The 14,110-nt window shown below is 59.7% G+C and carries 14 protein-coding genes; 9 read left to right on the top strand and 5 right to left on the bottom strand.

Annotated features, from left to right (window positions below):
* Positions 1-373 precede the first annotated feature (373 nt).
* Both cysQ and nudE read right to left on the bottom strand, forming a co-directional pair.
* A complete protein-coding gene (gene cysQ, locus AC07VF_RS06450) occupies positions 374-1,216 on the bottom strand; it encodes a 3'(2'),5'-bisphosphate nucleotidase CysQ (RefSeq protein ID WP_495008402.1) in 843 nt (280 codons plus the stop codon).
* Positions 1,213-1,779, bottom strand: a complete 567-nt coding sequence (nudE, locus tag AC07VF_RS06455; RefSeq protein ID WP_122534054.1) for an ADP compounds hydrolase NudE — start codon at positions 1,777-1,779, stop codon at positions 1,213-1,215. The genes cysQ and nudE overlap by 4 nt, the downstream gene beginning before the upstream one ends.
* Positions 1,780-1,875: 96 nt before the next feature.
* On the opposite strand from nudE, the gene yrfG reads away from it, so the two are divergent.
* Complete coding sequence (yrfG, locus tag AC07VF_RS06460; protein WP_423571882.1) at positions 1,876-2,538, top strand: GMP/IMP nucleotidase; 663 nt, start codon at positions 1,876-1,878, stop codon at positions 2,536-2,538.
* 72 nt (positions 2,539-2,610) lie between these two features.
* Here the strand turns inward: yrfG and lysM are convergent, their stop codons facing one another.
* Complete coding sequence (gene lysM / locus AC07VF_RS06465) at positions 2,611-3,057, bottom strand: peptidoglycan-binding protein LysM (protein WP_192171331.1); 447 nt, start codon at positions 3,055-3,057, stop codon at positions 2,611-2,613.
* A 171-nt stretch (positions 3,058-3,228) separates the two neighbouring features.
* On the opposite strand from lysM, the gene AC07VF_RS06470 reads away from it, so the two are divergent.
* The 4 genes from AC07VF_RS06470 (at position 3,229) to AC07VF_RS06485 (ending at position 8,290) form a co-directional block, all read left to right on the top strand.
* Positions 3,229-4,116: a LysR family transcriptional regulator gene (locus AC07VF_RS06470; RefSeq protein ID WP_192171332.1), complete on the top strand. Its 888-nt coding sequence runs from the start codon at positions 3,229-3,231 to the stop codon at positions 4,114-4,116.
* A gap of 94 nt (positions 4,117-4,210) precedes the next feature.
* Entirely contained in the window at positions 4,211-5,050 is an 840-nt protein-coding gene (gene fdhD, locus AC07VF_RS06475; protein ID WP_495008401.1) for a formate dehydrogenase accessory sulfurtransferase FdhD, read from the top strand.
* 2 nt (positions 5,051-5,052) lie between these two features.
* Positions 5,053-7,383: an FdhF/YdeP family oxidoreductase gene (locus AC07VF_RS06480; RefSeq protein ID WP_282365923.1), complete on the top strand. Its 2,331-nt coding sequence runs from the start codon at positions 5,053-5,055 to the stop codon at positions 7,381-7,383.
* A gap of 445 nt (positions 7,384-7,828) precedes the next feature.
* Entirely contained in the window at positions 7,829-8,290 is a 462-nt protein-coding gene (locus AC07VF_RS06485; protein ID WP_037016408.1) for a YMGG-like glycine zipper-containing protein, read from the top strand.
* A gap of 70 nt (positions 8,291-8,360) precedes the next feature.
* Here AC07VF_RS06485 and AC07VF_RS06490 read toward each other — a convergent pair whose 3' ends face one another.
* A complete protein-coding gene (locus AC07VF_RS06490; RefSeq protein WP_192171334.1) occupies positions 8,361-8,789 on the bottom strand; it encodes an acyl-CoA thioesterase in 429 nt (142 codons plus the stop codon).
* 54 nt (positions 8,790-8,843) lie between these two features.
* On the bottom strand, positions 8,844-10,775 hold the full coding sequence (locus AC07VF_RS06495; RefSeq protein ID WP_495008400.1) for a RecQ family ATP-dependent DNA helicase: 1,932 nt from the start codon (positions 10,773-10,775) through the stop codon (positions 8,844-8,846).
* 241 nt (positions 10,776-11,016) lie between these two features.
* On the opposite strand from AC07VF_RS06495, the gene AC07VF_RS06500 reads away from it, so the two are divergent.
* The 4 genes from AC07VF_RS06500 (at position 11,017) to AC07VF_RS06515 (ending at position 14,051) form a co-directional block, all read left to right on the top strand.
* Positions 11,017-11,823, top strand: a complete 807-nt coding sequence (locus AC07VF_RS06500; protein WP_495008399.1) for a hypothetical protein — start codon at positions 11,017-11,019, stop codon at positions 11,821-11,823.
* A gap of 130 nt (positions 11,824-11,953) precedes the next feature.
* On the top strand, positions 11,954-13,081 hold the full coding sequence (locus tag AC07VF_RS06505) for a hypothetical protein (RefSeq protein WP_495008398.1): 1,128 nt from the start codon (positions 11,954-11,956) through the stop codon (positions 13,079-13,081).
* A gap of 40 nt (positions 13,082-13,121) precedes the next feature.
* Positions 13,122-13,271 (top strand): hypothetical protein, encoded by a 150-nt coding sequence (locus tag AC07VF_RS06510; protein ID WP_495008397.1) that lies wholly within the window; start codon positions 13,122-13,124, stop codon positions 13,269-13,271.
* A gap of 45 nt (positions 13,272-13,316) precedes the next feature.
* Positions 13,317-14,051, top strand: a complete 735-nt coding sequence (locus AC07VF_RS06515; RefSeq protein ID WP_282365753.1) for a hypothetical protein — start codon at positions 13,317-13,319, stop codon at positions 14,049-14,051.
* Positions 14,052-14,110: the final 59 nt, after the last annotated feature.

Here is a 14,110-nt window from a genome sequence, read left to right on the forward strand (position 1 = left end):
GCAAGCTCGCTCCCACAATCCGTATTCAGCAGAGACATCTGCAGCGCCTTCTGACACCGCGCTTTCTCGCAGCAGACACACCCCTGTGGGAGTGAGCTTGCTCACGAAAGCGGCATTACAGCCGCTGAAAATGGCGTGGATGTACCGACCTATTCGCGAGCAAGCTCGCTCCCACAATCCGTATTCAGCAGAGACATCTGCAGCGCCTTCTGACACCGCGCTTTCTCGCAGCAGACACAGCCCCTGTGGGAGTGAGCTTGCTCACGAAAGCGGCATTCCAGCCGCTGAAAATGGCGTGGATGTACCGACCTATTCGCGAGCAAGCTCGCTCCCACAATTGATCCTCTACGGCGTCCTCAGAGCCGATGTGCGCTCAAGCCCTCGCCAACGCCAGCAACGCGCCGCGCCATGCCGCTTCCGCCGGTAACGCCAGGAAATACGAATTCAGCAGCGTCTCCCGCGCCGGGTACTCGAAGGTCGTGCCGTCCAGGTTCAGCACTACGCCGCCCGCCCCTTCCACCACACCTTGTGCAGCAGCGGTATCCCACTGAGACGTCGGCGCCAGACGCGGGTAGCAATCGGCGGCCCCTTCGGCCAGCAGGCAAAACTTCAGCGAGCTGCCGATATTCGTAAGCTCTAGCTCACCTACCACTTCCGACAAACCGGCCAGCAACTTCTGTTGCTCGGGGCTGGAGTGACGACGGCTGGCGACCACGGTGAACGCTTCTCCCGCGCCCGGCTCATTGCGCACGCTGATCCGCGCCAGATGCTGCGAATCGTCACTGCGCCACGCACCCAGCCCGGCGCCACCGAAATAGCAGCGGTTATTGGTCGGCATCGACACCACGCCAAACACCACACGACCGTTCTCGATCAGTGCCACGTTGACGGTGAACTCTTCGCTGCCGGCAATGAATTCCTTGGTACCGTCCAGCGGGTCCACCAGCCACCAGCGTTGCCACTGGCTGCGTTCGCTCAACGGGATGTTGGCGTCCTCTTCGGACAGGATATGAATACTCGGATCCAGCGCCTTGAGGCCCGCCACCAACAGCTCATGGGCGGCCAAGTCAGCAGCCGTGACAGGCGAGTCATCCGACTTGACCTCGACTTCCACGCCGGAGCGCCAGAACGGCAAAATGACTTCGCCGGCCCGCCGGCAAAGCTCTATGACGGGCGCAAGCAGCGGGTGCGGCAATTGTGCGAATGTCGGGTTCATGGCAGGAAGTCCCCACGCTCGGCCAGCAGATCCCGGGCGAGGTACAGCGCCGCCAGCGCGCGCCCTTCAGTGAACTGCGGATTCTGAACCAGACTGGAAAGCTCGCGCAGATTGACCTTGTCCACGCGCATCGGCTCAGGCTCGTCGCCGGGCAGTGTTTCCTCATACAAATCGGTGGCCAGCACGACCTGGATTTTCTGGCTCATGTAGCCGGGCGAAAGCGACAGCTCGGTCAGGTGCACCAAGGTGCGCGCGCCATAACCGGCCTCTTCCTTGAGCTCGCGATTGGCGGCGGCCAGCACGTCCTCGCCCGGTTCGATCAAGCCTTTGGGCAGTGACAGCTCGTACTGATCCGTGCCGCCGCAGTATTCCTCGATCAGCACGGCGTGGTCGGCATCGAGCATGGCCACGATCATCACCGCGCCGTAGCCACTGCCGCTGCCGACCAGCCGCTCGTAGGTACGCTCGACGCCGTTGGAAAAGCGCAGCTGCACTTCTTCAACGCGGAACAGACGGCTGCTCGCGACGATTTCGCGAGAGAGGACGGTAGGTTTCTGCTGCATGACGAGCTCCTTGGCGTAGACGGGTTACTATACCGTGGCTTTTGCGGATGTCTTCGCCGCAAACCCACGCGACCCCTTCAACGCCGAGAGACTTGTATGCCTTCTTTGCCCTGGCGCGATATCGACACCGTTCTGCTGGATATGGACGGCACGCTGCTCGACCTGCATTTCGACAATCACTTCTGGCTGGAGCATCTGCCCAAGCGCTATGCCGAAGTGCACGGGGTCAGTCTGGCCATGGCGCAACTGGAGCTGATGCCGCTCTTCGAAAAAAACGCCGGCACCCTCAACTGGTACTGCACCGATTTCTGGAGCACGGAGCTGAACCTGTCGGTGAAGGACCTGAAAGTCGAGATCGCTCACCTCATCGCCTTGCGCCCCGACGCCGAGACGTTTCTGGCCGCCCTCAAGCAGGCTGGCAAACGGGTGATCATGATCACCAACGCTCACCGCGACTCGCTGTCACTGAAGATGGAAAGACTGGAACTGGCGCCCTACTTCGAGCGTTTGATCAGCTCCCATGACTACGGTTATCCCAAGGAAAACCCGCAGTTCTGGGACGCGCTGCAGGACGATATCAAGTTCGATCCGGCGCGCAGTCTGTTCATCGACGACACCTTGCCGATCTTGCGCAGCGCCGGGCGATACGGCATTGGCCATTTGCTGGCAGTGCGTGAGCCGGACAGCCGCAAAGGCCCGAAAGACACCGAAGAGTTCGAGGCTGTTGAGGATTATCGGGCGTTGATACAGGGCTTGTAAGAATCATGCAGCAAGGGATGCCGTACGGTCAGCGCTAACGCTGGTTTCCGTACGGCCAGTACAACTTACCGCTTACTCAGGAATACGCAGAACCTGACCTGGGTAGATTTTGTTTACGTCCTTCAGCATCGGCTTGTTGGCGTCGAAGATTTTCTGGTACTTGTTGGCATCGTGATACACGCGCAGCGAGATGGCGCTGAGGGTATCGCCCTTCTGAACAGTGACGAACGTCGCAGCAACCACAGCAGGTGCGCCGGCGGCGATGGTCAGCTGATCATCAACGCTGCCAACACCGGCGATGTTACCGGCCGCCAGTACGATCTTCTCTTTCTCTTCCTGACTGGCGACTTCGCCCGTCAACGTAATCTTGTCGCCTTCGACCGTCGCATGAACGTTGGGATTGCCCAACCCGACAGACTCGATGTGCTTTTTCAGCTCATCGCTGGCGTTGGCGTTTCCTGGGGTGAGCAGGTCGATAAGCTTCTCACCGGCTTCCTTCACAAAACTGAACAGACTCATGGGTTTCTCCTTGGTGTCGTCGTAGTGTCGTTGTGGTTTCCCGCGCAACATCTGTTCCGCTGACATTGCCCGACAAAACTCGGACCTGTGGCCGCGTCTCAAGGTTTCAAGCCATTTGACGGTCGGTCGCGATAGACTTCGCCGGGCCGGCCTGTGCCTCAAGGAGAGACGATGGACATCAAGCAGCTGAAATTTCTGATCGCCCTCGACGAAACCCGTCACTTCGGGCAGGCCGCTGCGCGCTGCCATATCACGCAACCGACACTGTCGATGCGTCTGCGCAGCCTTGAAGAAGAGCTGGATCTGCCGCTGGTCAATCGCGGCCAACGCTTCGAAGGATTCACCGCGCCGGGCGAACGCGTTCTGGCATGGGCGCGCACGGTGCTGGCAGCGTATGACGGCTTGCAGGCTGAAGCCGCCGCCTGTCGCGGGCATCTGGTCGGCACGTTGCGACTGGGCGTGGTGCCACTCTCGAACTTCGATCCGCTGCCTTTGCTGCAACGCCTGCATTCCCTGCACCCGAACATGCGCTTCGAGCTTTCATCCCTGAGCTCCGAGCAGATTCTCGATCAACTCGCCAGCAACCGTCTGGACCTCGGGGTTTCGTATCTGGACCGACTGGACTCCGAGCGTTTCGACTCATTGCAACTGGCCGAGACGCGGATGGGTGTGATGTATGACCAGCGCTATTTCAGCTTTGCCGAAGAGACGTCGAGCTGGGAAAGCCTGACCAAACTGCCCTTGGGCCTGCTCACCAGCGGCATGCACTTTCGGCAGTCCATCGATCACAACTTCCACAGCCGCGGCCTCCATCCGCAGCCGATCATTCAGACCGATGCGGTCCATCAGCTGCTGCAAGCGGTTCATGGCGGCTTCTGCTGCGCGATCATGCCGTTGGACGGCGGGCTGGAATCCCTCACCGAGCATCTGCGTTTGCAACCCATCGAAGACGCACAGACTCTGGCTCGACTAGGCTTGATCATGCGTCGCTCAGCGCCGCGCTCGGCATTGGCTGAAGCCTGTCTGGCGCTCTATCACACGATGATGCAAGAGAGTTGATCGACGTCATCTATCGGTGCATCAGTACTAGCGATTAGACGTAATCCGACCGGAGGCCTAGGCTTAAGCCTAATCATTCTGCCGGTTACTCCCAATGCACGCCAAGCACATGGATATCACGGCGCCCGCACAACAACTGCCCGCGCCCGCCGCAAGCCAGTCCTACAGCTATTCGAACCTCGAACACGACGTCAGCGAGCCCAATGTGCTGGCCGAGGAAGTCGCGTTGGCGATCGCCTACAACGGCATCAGCCAGGCGGTCATGCTGGTCACGCCCAGCGATCTGGAAGACTTCATCGTCGGCTTCAGCATCGGCAGCGGGCTCATCGAATCACCGGACGAGATCTACGACATCAAGCTCGGTGGTTGTGGCTCTGCGCAGACCGCAGAAGTTGAAATCGCCAGCCGCGCCTTCTGGAACCTGAAAACCCAGCGTCGGCAAATGGCCGGCACCAGCGGCTGCGGCCTGTGCGGCGTTGAAGCCGTCGAGCAGGCCTTGCCCGAGCTCAACGTGCTGCCCGGCGCCCCTCTTCCCCCCGCCGAATGGCTGAAAGGCCTGCGCGCGCGCATGGGTGAGTTTCAGCCACTGGGTGAACACTGCGGCGCCGTCCATGCAGCGATGTTCATGGACGCTCGCGGCGAAATTCTTTTAGGTCGTGAAGACATCGGCCGACATAACGCTTTGGACAAGCTGATCGGCGCACTGATTCGCCAGAACATCCCGACCACGGGCGGGCTGGTTATCGTCACTAGCCGCTGCAGTCTCGAACTGATTCAAAAAGTATTACGTGCCGGCATTCAGACCCTTGTCAGCCTGTCATCGCCGACCGGCCTGGCGCTGCAATGGGCTCGCCGCCACAACCTCAACCTCATTCATCTGCCTAAACACAGTGCGCCGCGGGTTTACAGTCCTGCGTTGGAGAATCAAGCGTGAGCATGCATAAAGAAGCCGACAAGGTATCGACCCCCCGCTACAAGCCCTACAAAGGCCCGGCCGGCGGATGGGGCGCATTGATCAGCGTCGCCCACTTCTGGCTGACCAGCGACAACGCCCTGAAGAACATTCGCACGATGCTCAAGACCAACCAGAACGGCGGCTTCGACTGCCCGGGTTGCGCGTGGGGCGATTCGCCGGAAAGCGGCATGGTCAAGTTCTGCGAGAACGGCGCCAAGGCCGTGAACTGGGAAGCGACCAAGCGCCGCGTCGACCCGTCTTTCTTCGCCCGCTACAGCGTCAGCGCGCTGCTTGAGCAAAGTGATTACTGGCTGGAATATCAGGGCCGTCTGACCGAGCCAATGGTCTACGACGCTCAGACCGATCGCTATAAGCCGATCGCCTGGGACGACGCCTTCGCCCTGATCGCCAAGCACCTGAACAACCTGCCAAGCCCGAACATGGCCGAGTTCTACACTTCGGGCCGTGCCAGCAACGAAGCGGCGTATCTGTATCAACTGTTCGTCCGTGCCTATGGCACCAACAACTTCCCTGACTGCTCGAACATGTGCCACGAAGCCAGCGGCGTTGCGTTGTCGCAAAGCGTGGGCGTCGGCAAAGGCACGGTGACCTTCGAGGACTTCGAGCACGCGGACGCGATTTTCGTCCTCGGCCAGAACCCGGGCACCAACCACCCGCGCATGCTGGAGCCGCTGCGTGAAGCGGTCAAACGTGGCGCCCAGGTGGTGTGCGTCAACCCGCTGAAAGAGCGTGGACTTGAGCGTTTCCAGCACCCGCAGCACCCGCTGGAAATGCTCAGCAACGGCTCCGAGCCGACCAACACGGCGTATTTCCGTCCGGCATTGGGCGGCGACATGGCCCTGCTGCGCGGCATGGCCAAGTTCCTGCTGCAGTGGGAACGTGAAGCCCAGGCGAAGAATGAGCCATCGGTGTTCGATCACACGTTCCTCAATGAGCACACCAACGGCGTACTGGAATACCTGGCGGCCATCGACGATACCTCGTGGGAATTCATCGTCGAGCAATCGGGTCTGCCATTGACCGACATCGAACTCGCCGCGCGCATGTACGCCAAAGGCAAGAACGTGATCATGTGCTGGGCGATGGGCATCACTCAGCATCGCCATTCGGTGCCGACCATCCAGGAAGTCTCCAACCTGATGCTGCTGCGCGGCAACATCGGCCGGCCCGGCGCTGGCCTGTGTCCGGTGCGCGGTCACAGTAACGTGCAGGGCGACCGCACCATGGGCATCAACGAGCGTCCGCCGGCGTTCTTCCTCGATGCGCTGGAGAAACGTTTCCAGTTCAAGGTGCCGCGTGAAAACGGCCATAACGTCGTCGAAGCGATTCACGCGATGCTGGAAGGCCGTGCGAAAGTCTTCATCGGGCTGGGTGGCAACTTCGCCCAGGCCACTCCGGACAGCCCGCGCACCTTCGAAGCCCTGAGCAACTGCGACCTGACCGTACAGATCAGCACCAAGCTCAACCGCAGTCACCTCGCTCACGGCAAGGAAGCGCTGATCCTGCCGTGCTTCGGCCGTACCGACATCGACATCCAGGCCGAAGGCCCGCAAGCAGTGACCGTTGAAGACTCGTTCAGCATGGTCCATGCGTCCAACGGCCAGCTGAAGCCGCTGTCGCCGCAGATGCGTTCCGAGCCTGCGATTCTGGCGGGCATCGCCAACGCAACGCTGGGCAAGCAGCCGGTGGACTGGCTGTGGCTGGTGGCGGACTACAGCCGCATTCGCGACCTGATCGCCGACACCATTCCGTCGTTCCAGAACTTCAACGAGAAGATCAAGAACCCGGGCGGTTTCTATCTGGGCAACGCCGCAGGCTCCCGTCGCTGGAACACGCCAAGTGCGCGGGCCAACTTCAAGCCGAACGTATTGCCGAGCGATCTGGTGCATGAAAGCGTGCGCGGGACAGGCATCGTGCCGGACCTGATCATGCAGTCGATGCGTTCGCACGATCAGTACAACACCACCATCTATGGCCTGGACGACCGTTATCGCGGTGTGAAAGGTCAGCGTGACGTGATGTTCGTGAATGAGGCCGACATCATTCGTCTGGGCTTCGTACCGGGCCAGAAAGTCGACATCGTGTCGATCTGGGGCGATGACATCACGCGTCGCGTGAAGGGCTTCACCCTCCTGCCGTTCGACATCCCGGCCGGCCAGGCCGCTGCGTATTACCCGGAAGTGAACCCGCTGGTACCGCTGGAAAGCGTCGGCGACGGCAGCAGCACGCCAACGTCCAAGTTCGTCGCGATCAAGCTGGAACGGCATGTGGAGACCGCGCGGATTATTTAATCTGCGTAGCAAAGCATGTCTATGTGGGCGAGATGGCCCGCATAGACCTGCTTTCAGTCTCCAGAGAATTGGCTGAGTGTTCCGGCCCCTTCGTGAGCAAGCTCACTCCCACAGGTTCATCGCACTGATCGAGATAGCTCGCTGACTCACGTCCTTGTGGGAGCGAGCTTGCTCGCGAAGGGGACCTTTCAGCCGCTGGATGTTCACCGGATGTACTGGTCACGTCGCGATCAAGCTCACCTGCGCAGCAGCCACAAAAAAAGGCCCGAATCGCGAGATTCGGGCCTTTGTCCAGTAGCGTATGACTCATCAACCTGACTTAGGTTCCCAAGCCAAAACAATAAGTTAGCGTTTTGTATACAGGTCGTGTTACTCGTCGGAATTCGATTGTGACATTTTCTTCATACTTGCAGGATCGCGGCGTCATCCCTACGAGCATTCCTACATGAAGTATTCCTCGATTCTGTTGTTGTCGTTCTCACTGGTCAGCGGTTTTGCCTCAGCAGGCGATAACGTGACGGCCGGCGTGGGCGGCGCATTGGGTGGGGTACTCGGCTCCGTCGTTGGCCAACAGGTCGGCGGCAGCACAGGTTCGGCAATCGGTGCCGGCCTTGGCGGCGCGGCCGGTGGCGCAGTGGGCGCCAACCGCAGAAACCGTACCGAAGCCGCAATCGGCGGCGGCCTGGGTGCCGCGGGCGGCAACGTGATTGGCCGCAGTGTCGGCGGCAGCACGGGCAGTCTGATCGGCGCAGCGGCGGGCGGCGGCGCGGGCGGCGCACTCGGCAACTACATGGGCGACGAAAGCCGCCGTGACGACGACCGAGGCCGTGGCTACCGTGGCGATCGCCGCGACTACAAACACGGTCGCGGCCACGCGTACGGTCATCGCAAGCATCATCGTGACTAACGCCGTCGAGTCCGACTCGCGCACCTGACCCGATGAACACCGGCCGCCCTTGACGCGGCCGGTTTCATTTTCAAACCACCAATCGCTCAAGCGCCTGCCGCAACCCCGTCGGGATCGGCACCGGCTGATTGGACGCCCGATCCACGAACACATGCACGAAGCGGCCTGCCGCCCGCGCTTCGTCTTCCCCCGCCTTGAACACCGCCAGCTCATATTGCACCGAGCTGTTGCCCAGCTTGCCAACCCGCAGTCCGACCTCGATCAACTCCGGATAGGCAATCGACGCAAAGTAATCGCACGACGAACTCACCACAAATCCCACCGCTTCGCCGTCATGAATATCCAGCCCGCCCTGCTCGATCAGGTAGGTATTCACCGCGCTGTCGAAAAAGCTGTAATACGTGACGTTGTTGATATGGCCGTACACATCATTGTCGTGCCAGCGCGTCACGATCGGCTGGAAGTGGCGGTAGTCGGCGCGCTGCGGGGTGTCGTTCATGTGGCTCCCTCCGGTTTGTCTGTTGTGCTTCTTCGTTCATGAGGTCGGTAAAGACTATTGAATCTGGCCCTGAATCCATTCCCGCACCTCGGCATACGGATACGCCTCCAGCGCCGCAAACCCGCCGATATTGCGGGCCTTGAGCCGGGTAAACATCGGCACGCTGATCCCGCAGAGAAACCGCGTCAGGCACTCCGCACCCGGCTCATGCCCTCGGACCTCAAGGTGCTTGCCGACGAACTCGCTGCACAGGTCCGCGAAGTTCTGCTCGGTCAACGGCGTCAGGGCTGGCGGCTCGGGGAGCACAGCCACATGGCCCTCGCACACCGAACAATGGCCGCACTGCTCGGGCGCAAGGTCGTCGCCGAAGTATCGGGCCAGACGATGGCTGAGGCACTGCTCGCTGGCAAACAGTTCGAGCATCGCGTGGATGCGCGCGACTTCGGTCTTTTCGTGATCGACGAAATAGTCATGCAACTCCTCGCTCAGCGCCTGCGCGTCGAAGTCGGCGGCGATCAGGCTGTAGACCTCCGTCATCTGCTTGCTTTCGAGTTCGATCCAGCCCTTTTCCTGAAAGAAATCCAGCGCCGTCACCACTCGCCCGCGCTCGGCCTGATACTGCTGGTACATCGCGTCGAAATTCACGGTTGCCCAGGTGCGCGCCCGGCTTGAAGTTTCGATCAGCGCCTGCACGAACTCACGTCGTTCGCCCTGAAAGCGTTGCACCAGCACCTGCGGCTCGATCAGGTACTTAAAGCGATACTCCGCGAAATACGAATAACGCGGCGCAATGATCCCGCGCAGTTCCAGCTGCACCAGCAGCGTTTTGAGGGGCAGTTGGCGGATGTTGCTGAGGTCCGACAAAGGCGCCAGCAGAAACTCCCACTGACTGTCGTTGCGCGCGCCTTGCAGATCGTCCAGCACCAGCCGGATGCCCTCCTGCTCCGGCGTGTCGCCGTACACAAAGTTTTCCAGCACGTTCAGGCTATCGCGATTGGCCAAGACCAGACACTCCGAAGTCGCCCCGTCGCGCCCCGCACGGCCGATTTCCTGGCTGTAGTTCTCGATGGATTTGGGCAGATCGAAATGCACGACGTTGCGGATGTCACTCTTGTCGATCCCCATCCCGAACGCGATCGTGGCAACGATGCAGTTCAGGCGCCCATCCATGAACTGGCGCTGAATCGACTCGCGCTTGTCGTGGGGCAGACCGGCGTGGTAGGCGTACGCCGGGATGCCATTCTGAGACAGATGAGCCGCGACGAACTCGGCAGTCTTCTGCAGCGTGACGTAAACAATGCTCGGCTGCCCGGCCCGTTCGCCAAGCCACTCAACCAGACGCCGGCGCTTGTCCCGGCCCGCAACCGGCTCAACCCGCAGCGTGAGGTTGGGTCGGTAGAAGCCGGTCGTCACCACATCGTCCGGCGCGATGCCGAACTTGCTTTGCATGTCATTGATGACTTGGGGCGTCGCGGTCGCTGTCAGGAGCAGCGCCTGGGGGATGTTGAACTCGCGCTGGTAGTCAGGGAGTTTCAGGTAATCGGGCCGGAAGTTGTGGCCCCACTCGGAAATGCAGTGCGCTTCGTCCACGACCAGAAGGGAGATCGGCACCTGTGTGATGAAGTGTCGGAAGCGCTCGTTCTTCAGGCGCTCGACGGAAATCATCAGGATTTTCAACTCACCGGAGCGGGCCCTGGCCATGACCTCGGCGACGTCATCGCGGCTTTGCGCGGAGTCGATGCTCGCTGCCGCAATGCCGTGCCGCTGAAGGAAAGCCAATTGGTCCTGGACCAGCGCCAGCAGCGGTGACACCACCAAGGTCAGATGCGGCAGCAGCAACGCAGGCAGCTGATAGCAGAGGGATTTACCGGAACCTGTGGGAAATATCGCCGCAGCGGAGCGTCCTGCCAACACCGCACTGATGGCGGCCTCTTGTCCGGCGCGAAACTGCCGATAACCGAAAACCTGCTCAAGGGTTTGATGCATGTGTGCCACTCCTTTGACCGTCGCAAGGGCGTGAACCATAGCGCGGTGGGTCCGGGCGCAATACACCTAAACCATTACAGAAATATCGGACAGGATACATCCCGGATACAAGTACCGTACGCGGTGCTGGCAAAACGGCATTCCGACGATTAATCTCGCGCGACGCAACCCATCGCTGCACATCAGACAGCCCGTTCGGCGGTAATCCCGTCTACGTCAGAAGATTCGCCAAGGAGAGGCAATGCAACCCACCACGCCGCAGCCCGAGGATGACGGGCTCACCATGCAGCGGCTGGCACCCGGTCAGTTCGACGTCGTGCTCGGTTCTCATCCCACCCGAAGCAGTGTTGCATCGGGCAAAAGCGATTGGCCGTTGAGCAGCCTTTTGATCTGCCTGGCACTGCTGATAGCCATCCTCTTTCTGATCGCGCAGATGTTTCGCACGCCCAAGCCGGCAGCAACGGTCATCCCTGCGCCACCCATCGCTGAGGTGGTCAGCGAGCCTGACCCAGAGCCCGTCGCTCAGGTGCGCAACGTCGAACAAGTGGTTTATATCGCCCCCAAGGTCGAAGTTTCCCAGCCCGCCACGGCGCGGCCGCTCGACGCCTGCCTGAAAGACGGCAATGTCATCGACCGGGACGTCATCAATTGCCGCTTCGGTGAAGCTCAGGCCAACGACTCCCAAGTCACTCGACCCCAAGGCATGGTTTCAGATCGTTACATGGCGAACTACAAGGCTGCCGCCGCCAAACCCAAAACGGAGCCCGCGCGACGCTACGAAGTAGCAGGCGTGTTCATCCGTGAAATTGACGGCCGCAACCGCTACGAAGCCCGCTATCGCATTTCCAACAACCACATTGAAACCAACAGTGTCTGCATGAACTTCCTGGCCGACAGTGTCGAACACCGTGAATGCCGCCGCGCCGCCGTACCCTACTTCAAAGACATGTGCAGCGATTGGAGCAAACGCGTCGCCAAAGACAAGAGCGACAAAAACAAACTGGCGCAAGAGCAATACTGCACGGCGGCCCGGGAATATTCCGCCTGATAGGTGATCAACTGACGTGCCGAGAAACCCATCAGTGCTTATTAACTAACACGCAGTAACAACAGCAGCCGACATGTTCTCAAACCGTCTTCTAACCTCGTCAGACCTATCAACCAACGAGGCTAGAAACATGACAACATTTACAATTTTCTTTTGCGGTACCGGCTCTACCAAATACGACAACTTGAACAAGAACTACTGGAACGGTGAGTTGGTCGCTACATTGGCGAACAACATCGACGGTCACGAGTTCGCCGAGTGGATTGTCATCGACGGGCCGGGTAGCGGCAACATGCAGGCCGATGAACTGTTCACCGAATCCAAAGGGTTTGGCTGGTCTGGCACCGCATTCGGCAAAGGCTGGCATGAGAATGTGCAGCATGCCGTCAACATCGTTCATGGCAAATTCGATTGGCAAAGAACCAAACTTTCAGAAGCTGACTACCTGCGTCTCAAAAAAGCCGACGTGCCTATCCCCGACGCTCAGGCGCATGGCTCCTGGTTCTGGCGGCAATACGACTACGGTAATCGCATCAGCCCGCAGGAACTCCAGCAACAACTGATCAAGAACCTGAGAAAAGGCGGCTTGATTCCAAAACAAATCAATCTGGTGGGGTGGAGTCGGGGCGGCGTCAGTTGCCACATGCTCGCCAATGCGCTGATGGCCAATCCGGTCACACGTCAAATCCCGGTCAATATCTTTGCGGTCGACCCAGTGCCCGGCCCACTGAATTATCAGCCTGAAAAAGTTTCTCTCGGTAGCAACGTTAAAGAATATGTAGGGTTCTATGCCCGCGATGAACGCTCCAAAGGGTTCTCTTGCATCATTCCGAAAACAGACCCCAAGACCAAAGTCAGCATATATCCCATGGCCGGACGTCACGCTACGCTGGTGGGTAACGCGTCGCTCACGGGCGCAAGTGGGCCAGGCGACCTGACAGAGCCTGGCAAGCTGGTGCGACATTACGCCGAAGTGTGCCTGACCCGATGGGGAACTAAGCTCCAGCGAAAACTCAACTTGTCGGCTATCGAGATTGGCAAGCTGCATCAAAGTATCGTGATGCACGAGGCCGAGTTCATCAAACTGCGCAAAAACTCGTACACCGTTTTGTTTGAAGACTATAAAGCTGAACGTCATGTCAGTTACGCGAATAAAGCAACTGGCTTCAGCATGGCCGCAGGCACGCCGTTTAAGCCCGCGGAAGGCTTGGCGGCAAGCCTCGCAAAAGGGCATAGCGCCTACAAGGACATCTGCTGACAAAACCTGCAATTCATGACAAGGGCGACTAGCGCATTGCGTGGCTTTCCCGTCCATCACCAATGGCCTCCTGCTGAGCGATACGCTGGTGAAAAACAGAATTCTTGCGGAAGCCGCCCACAAGGGCGGCTTCTTCGTCCCGCTTTTTGTCATCGCTGCATTGACCCGCAAGCGTTTTATGCGGTCATAGGGAGCTAAGGTCAAAGAAACCCGCAGCGATTACGGACGGAACACCATGCCTCAAGCAGCCCCGCGAACACATACCAGCCTGTTTCCGCTGTTTCTCGCCGCTGCAGCCGCTCTTCTTTCGGGCTGCGGCGACGATGCCAAGACGACCAACGCGGCAACCGCGAGTGCATCGCCCCTGCAAAAGGTCATGAGTGTCGAGGTAAGCGGAGCGCTGAACCTTCACTACGAAGCAAGAGGCGATCAAGTAGCCGTGGGCTTCTTGCCCGGCAAACTGCCCGGTTCCAACTGGCTGACGCTGAGCGCGGATCAGGAAGCCGAGGGCGACCGCAATGAGGTGAGCATCGGGCCGATTCTCGGGTTCTCCTTCGATAACCCCGATCAGGAAAAGAAGGCGATCATGTTTCAAGGAGGCCGCGTCGAAGTTGCCCACGATGAAAACAGCGCGTCCTACGACACCGGTTCGTACTATCAGTATTTCGATACGGACAAGGGTGGCAACAACAGCAACGTCCAGCTCGTCTTCAGCAAAATCGAGAAACTCACCTCCCCCAACAAACTGCTCGACCGCTATCGGTTGATCGGTACGTTTCAATTCAATGCCGCGCTTTCCCCTGAGCAGCCCACCGACGAATGCACCCGGGAAGCCGCTGCGTACGCCGCCGAGCATGGCGAGCGCCACCCGGGGTTCGACGCCAGGCTGTGTAACGCGAAGAGCGTGGTGGCGAAGGGCAGCTTCGACATTACCCAGGACTTTCCAGCGACGACGAAGGCGGACGGCTAGCTATCGCGCAGGCATAAAAAAACCGCCCCGAAGGGCGGTTTCTTTTTAGCGGGCGCCGA

The organism is Pseudomonas sp. GW821-FHT02H06 (genome assembly GCF_059421525.1).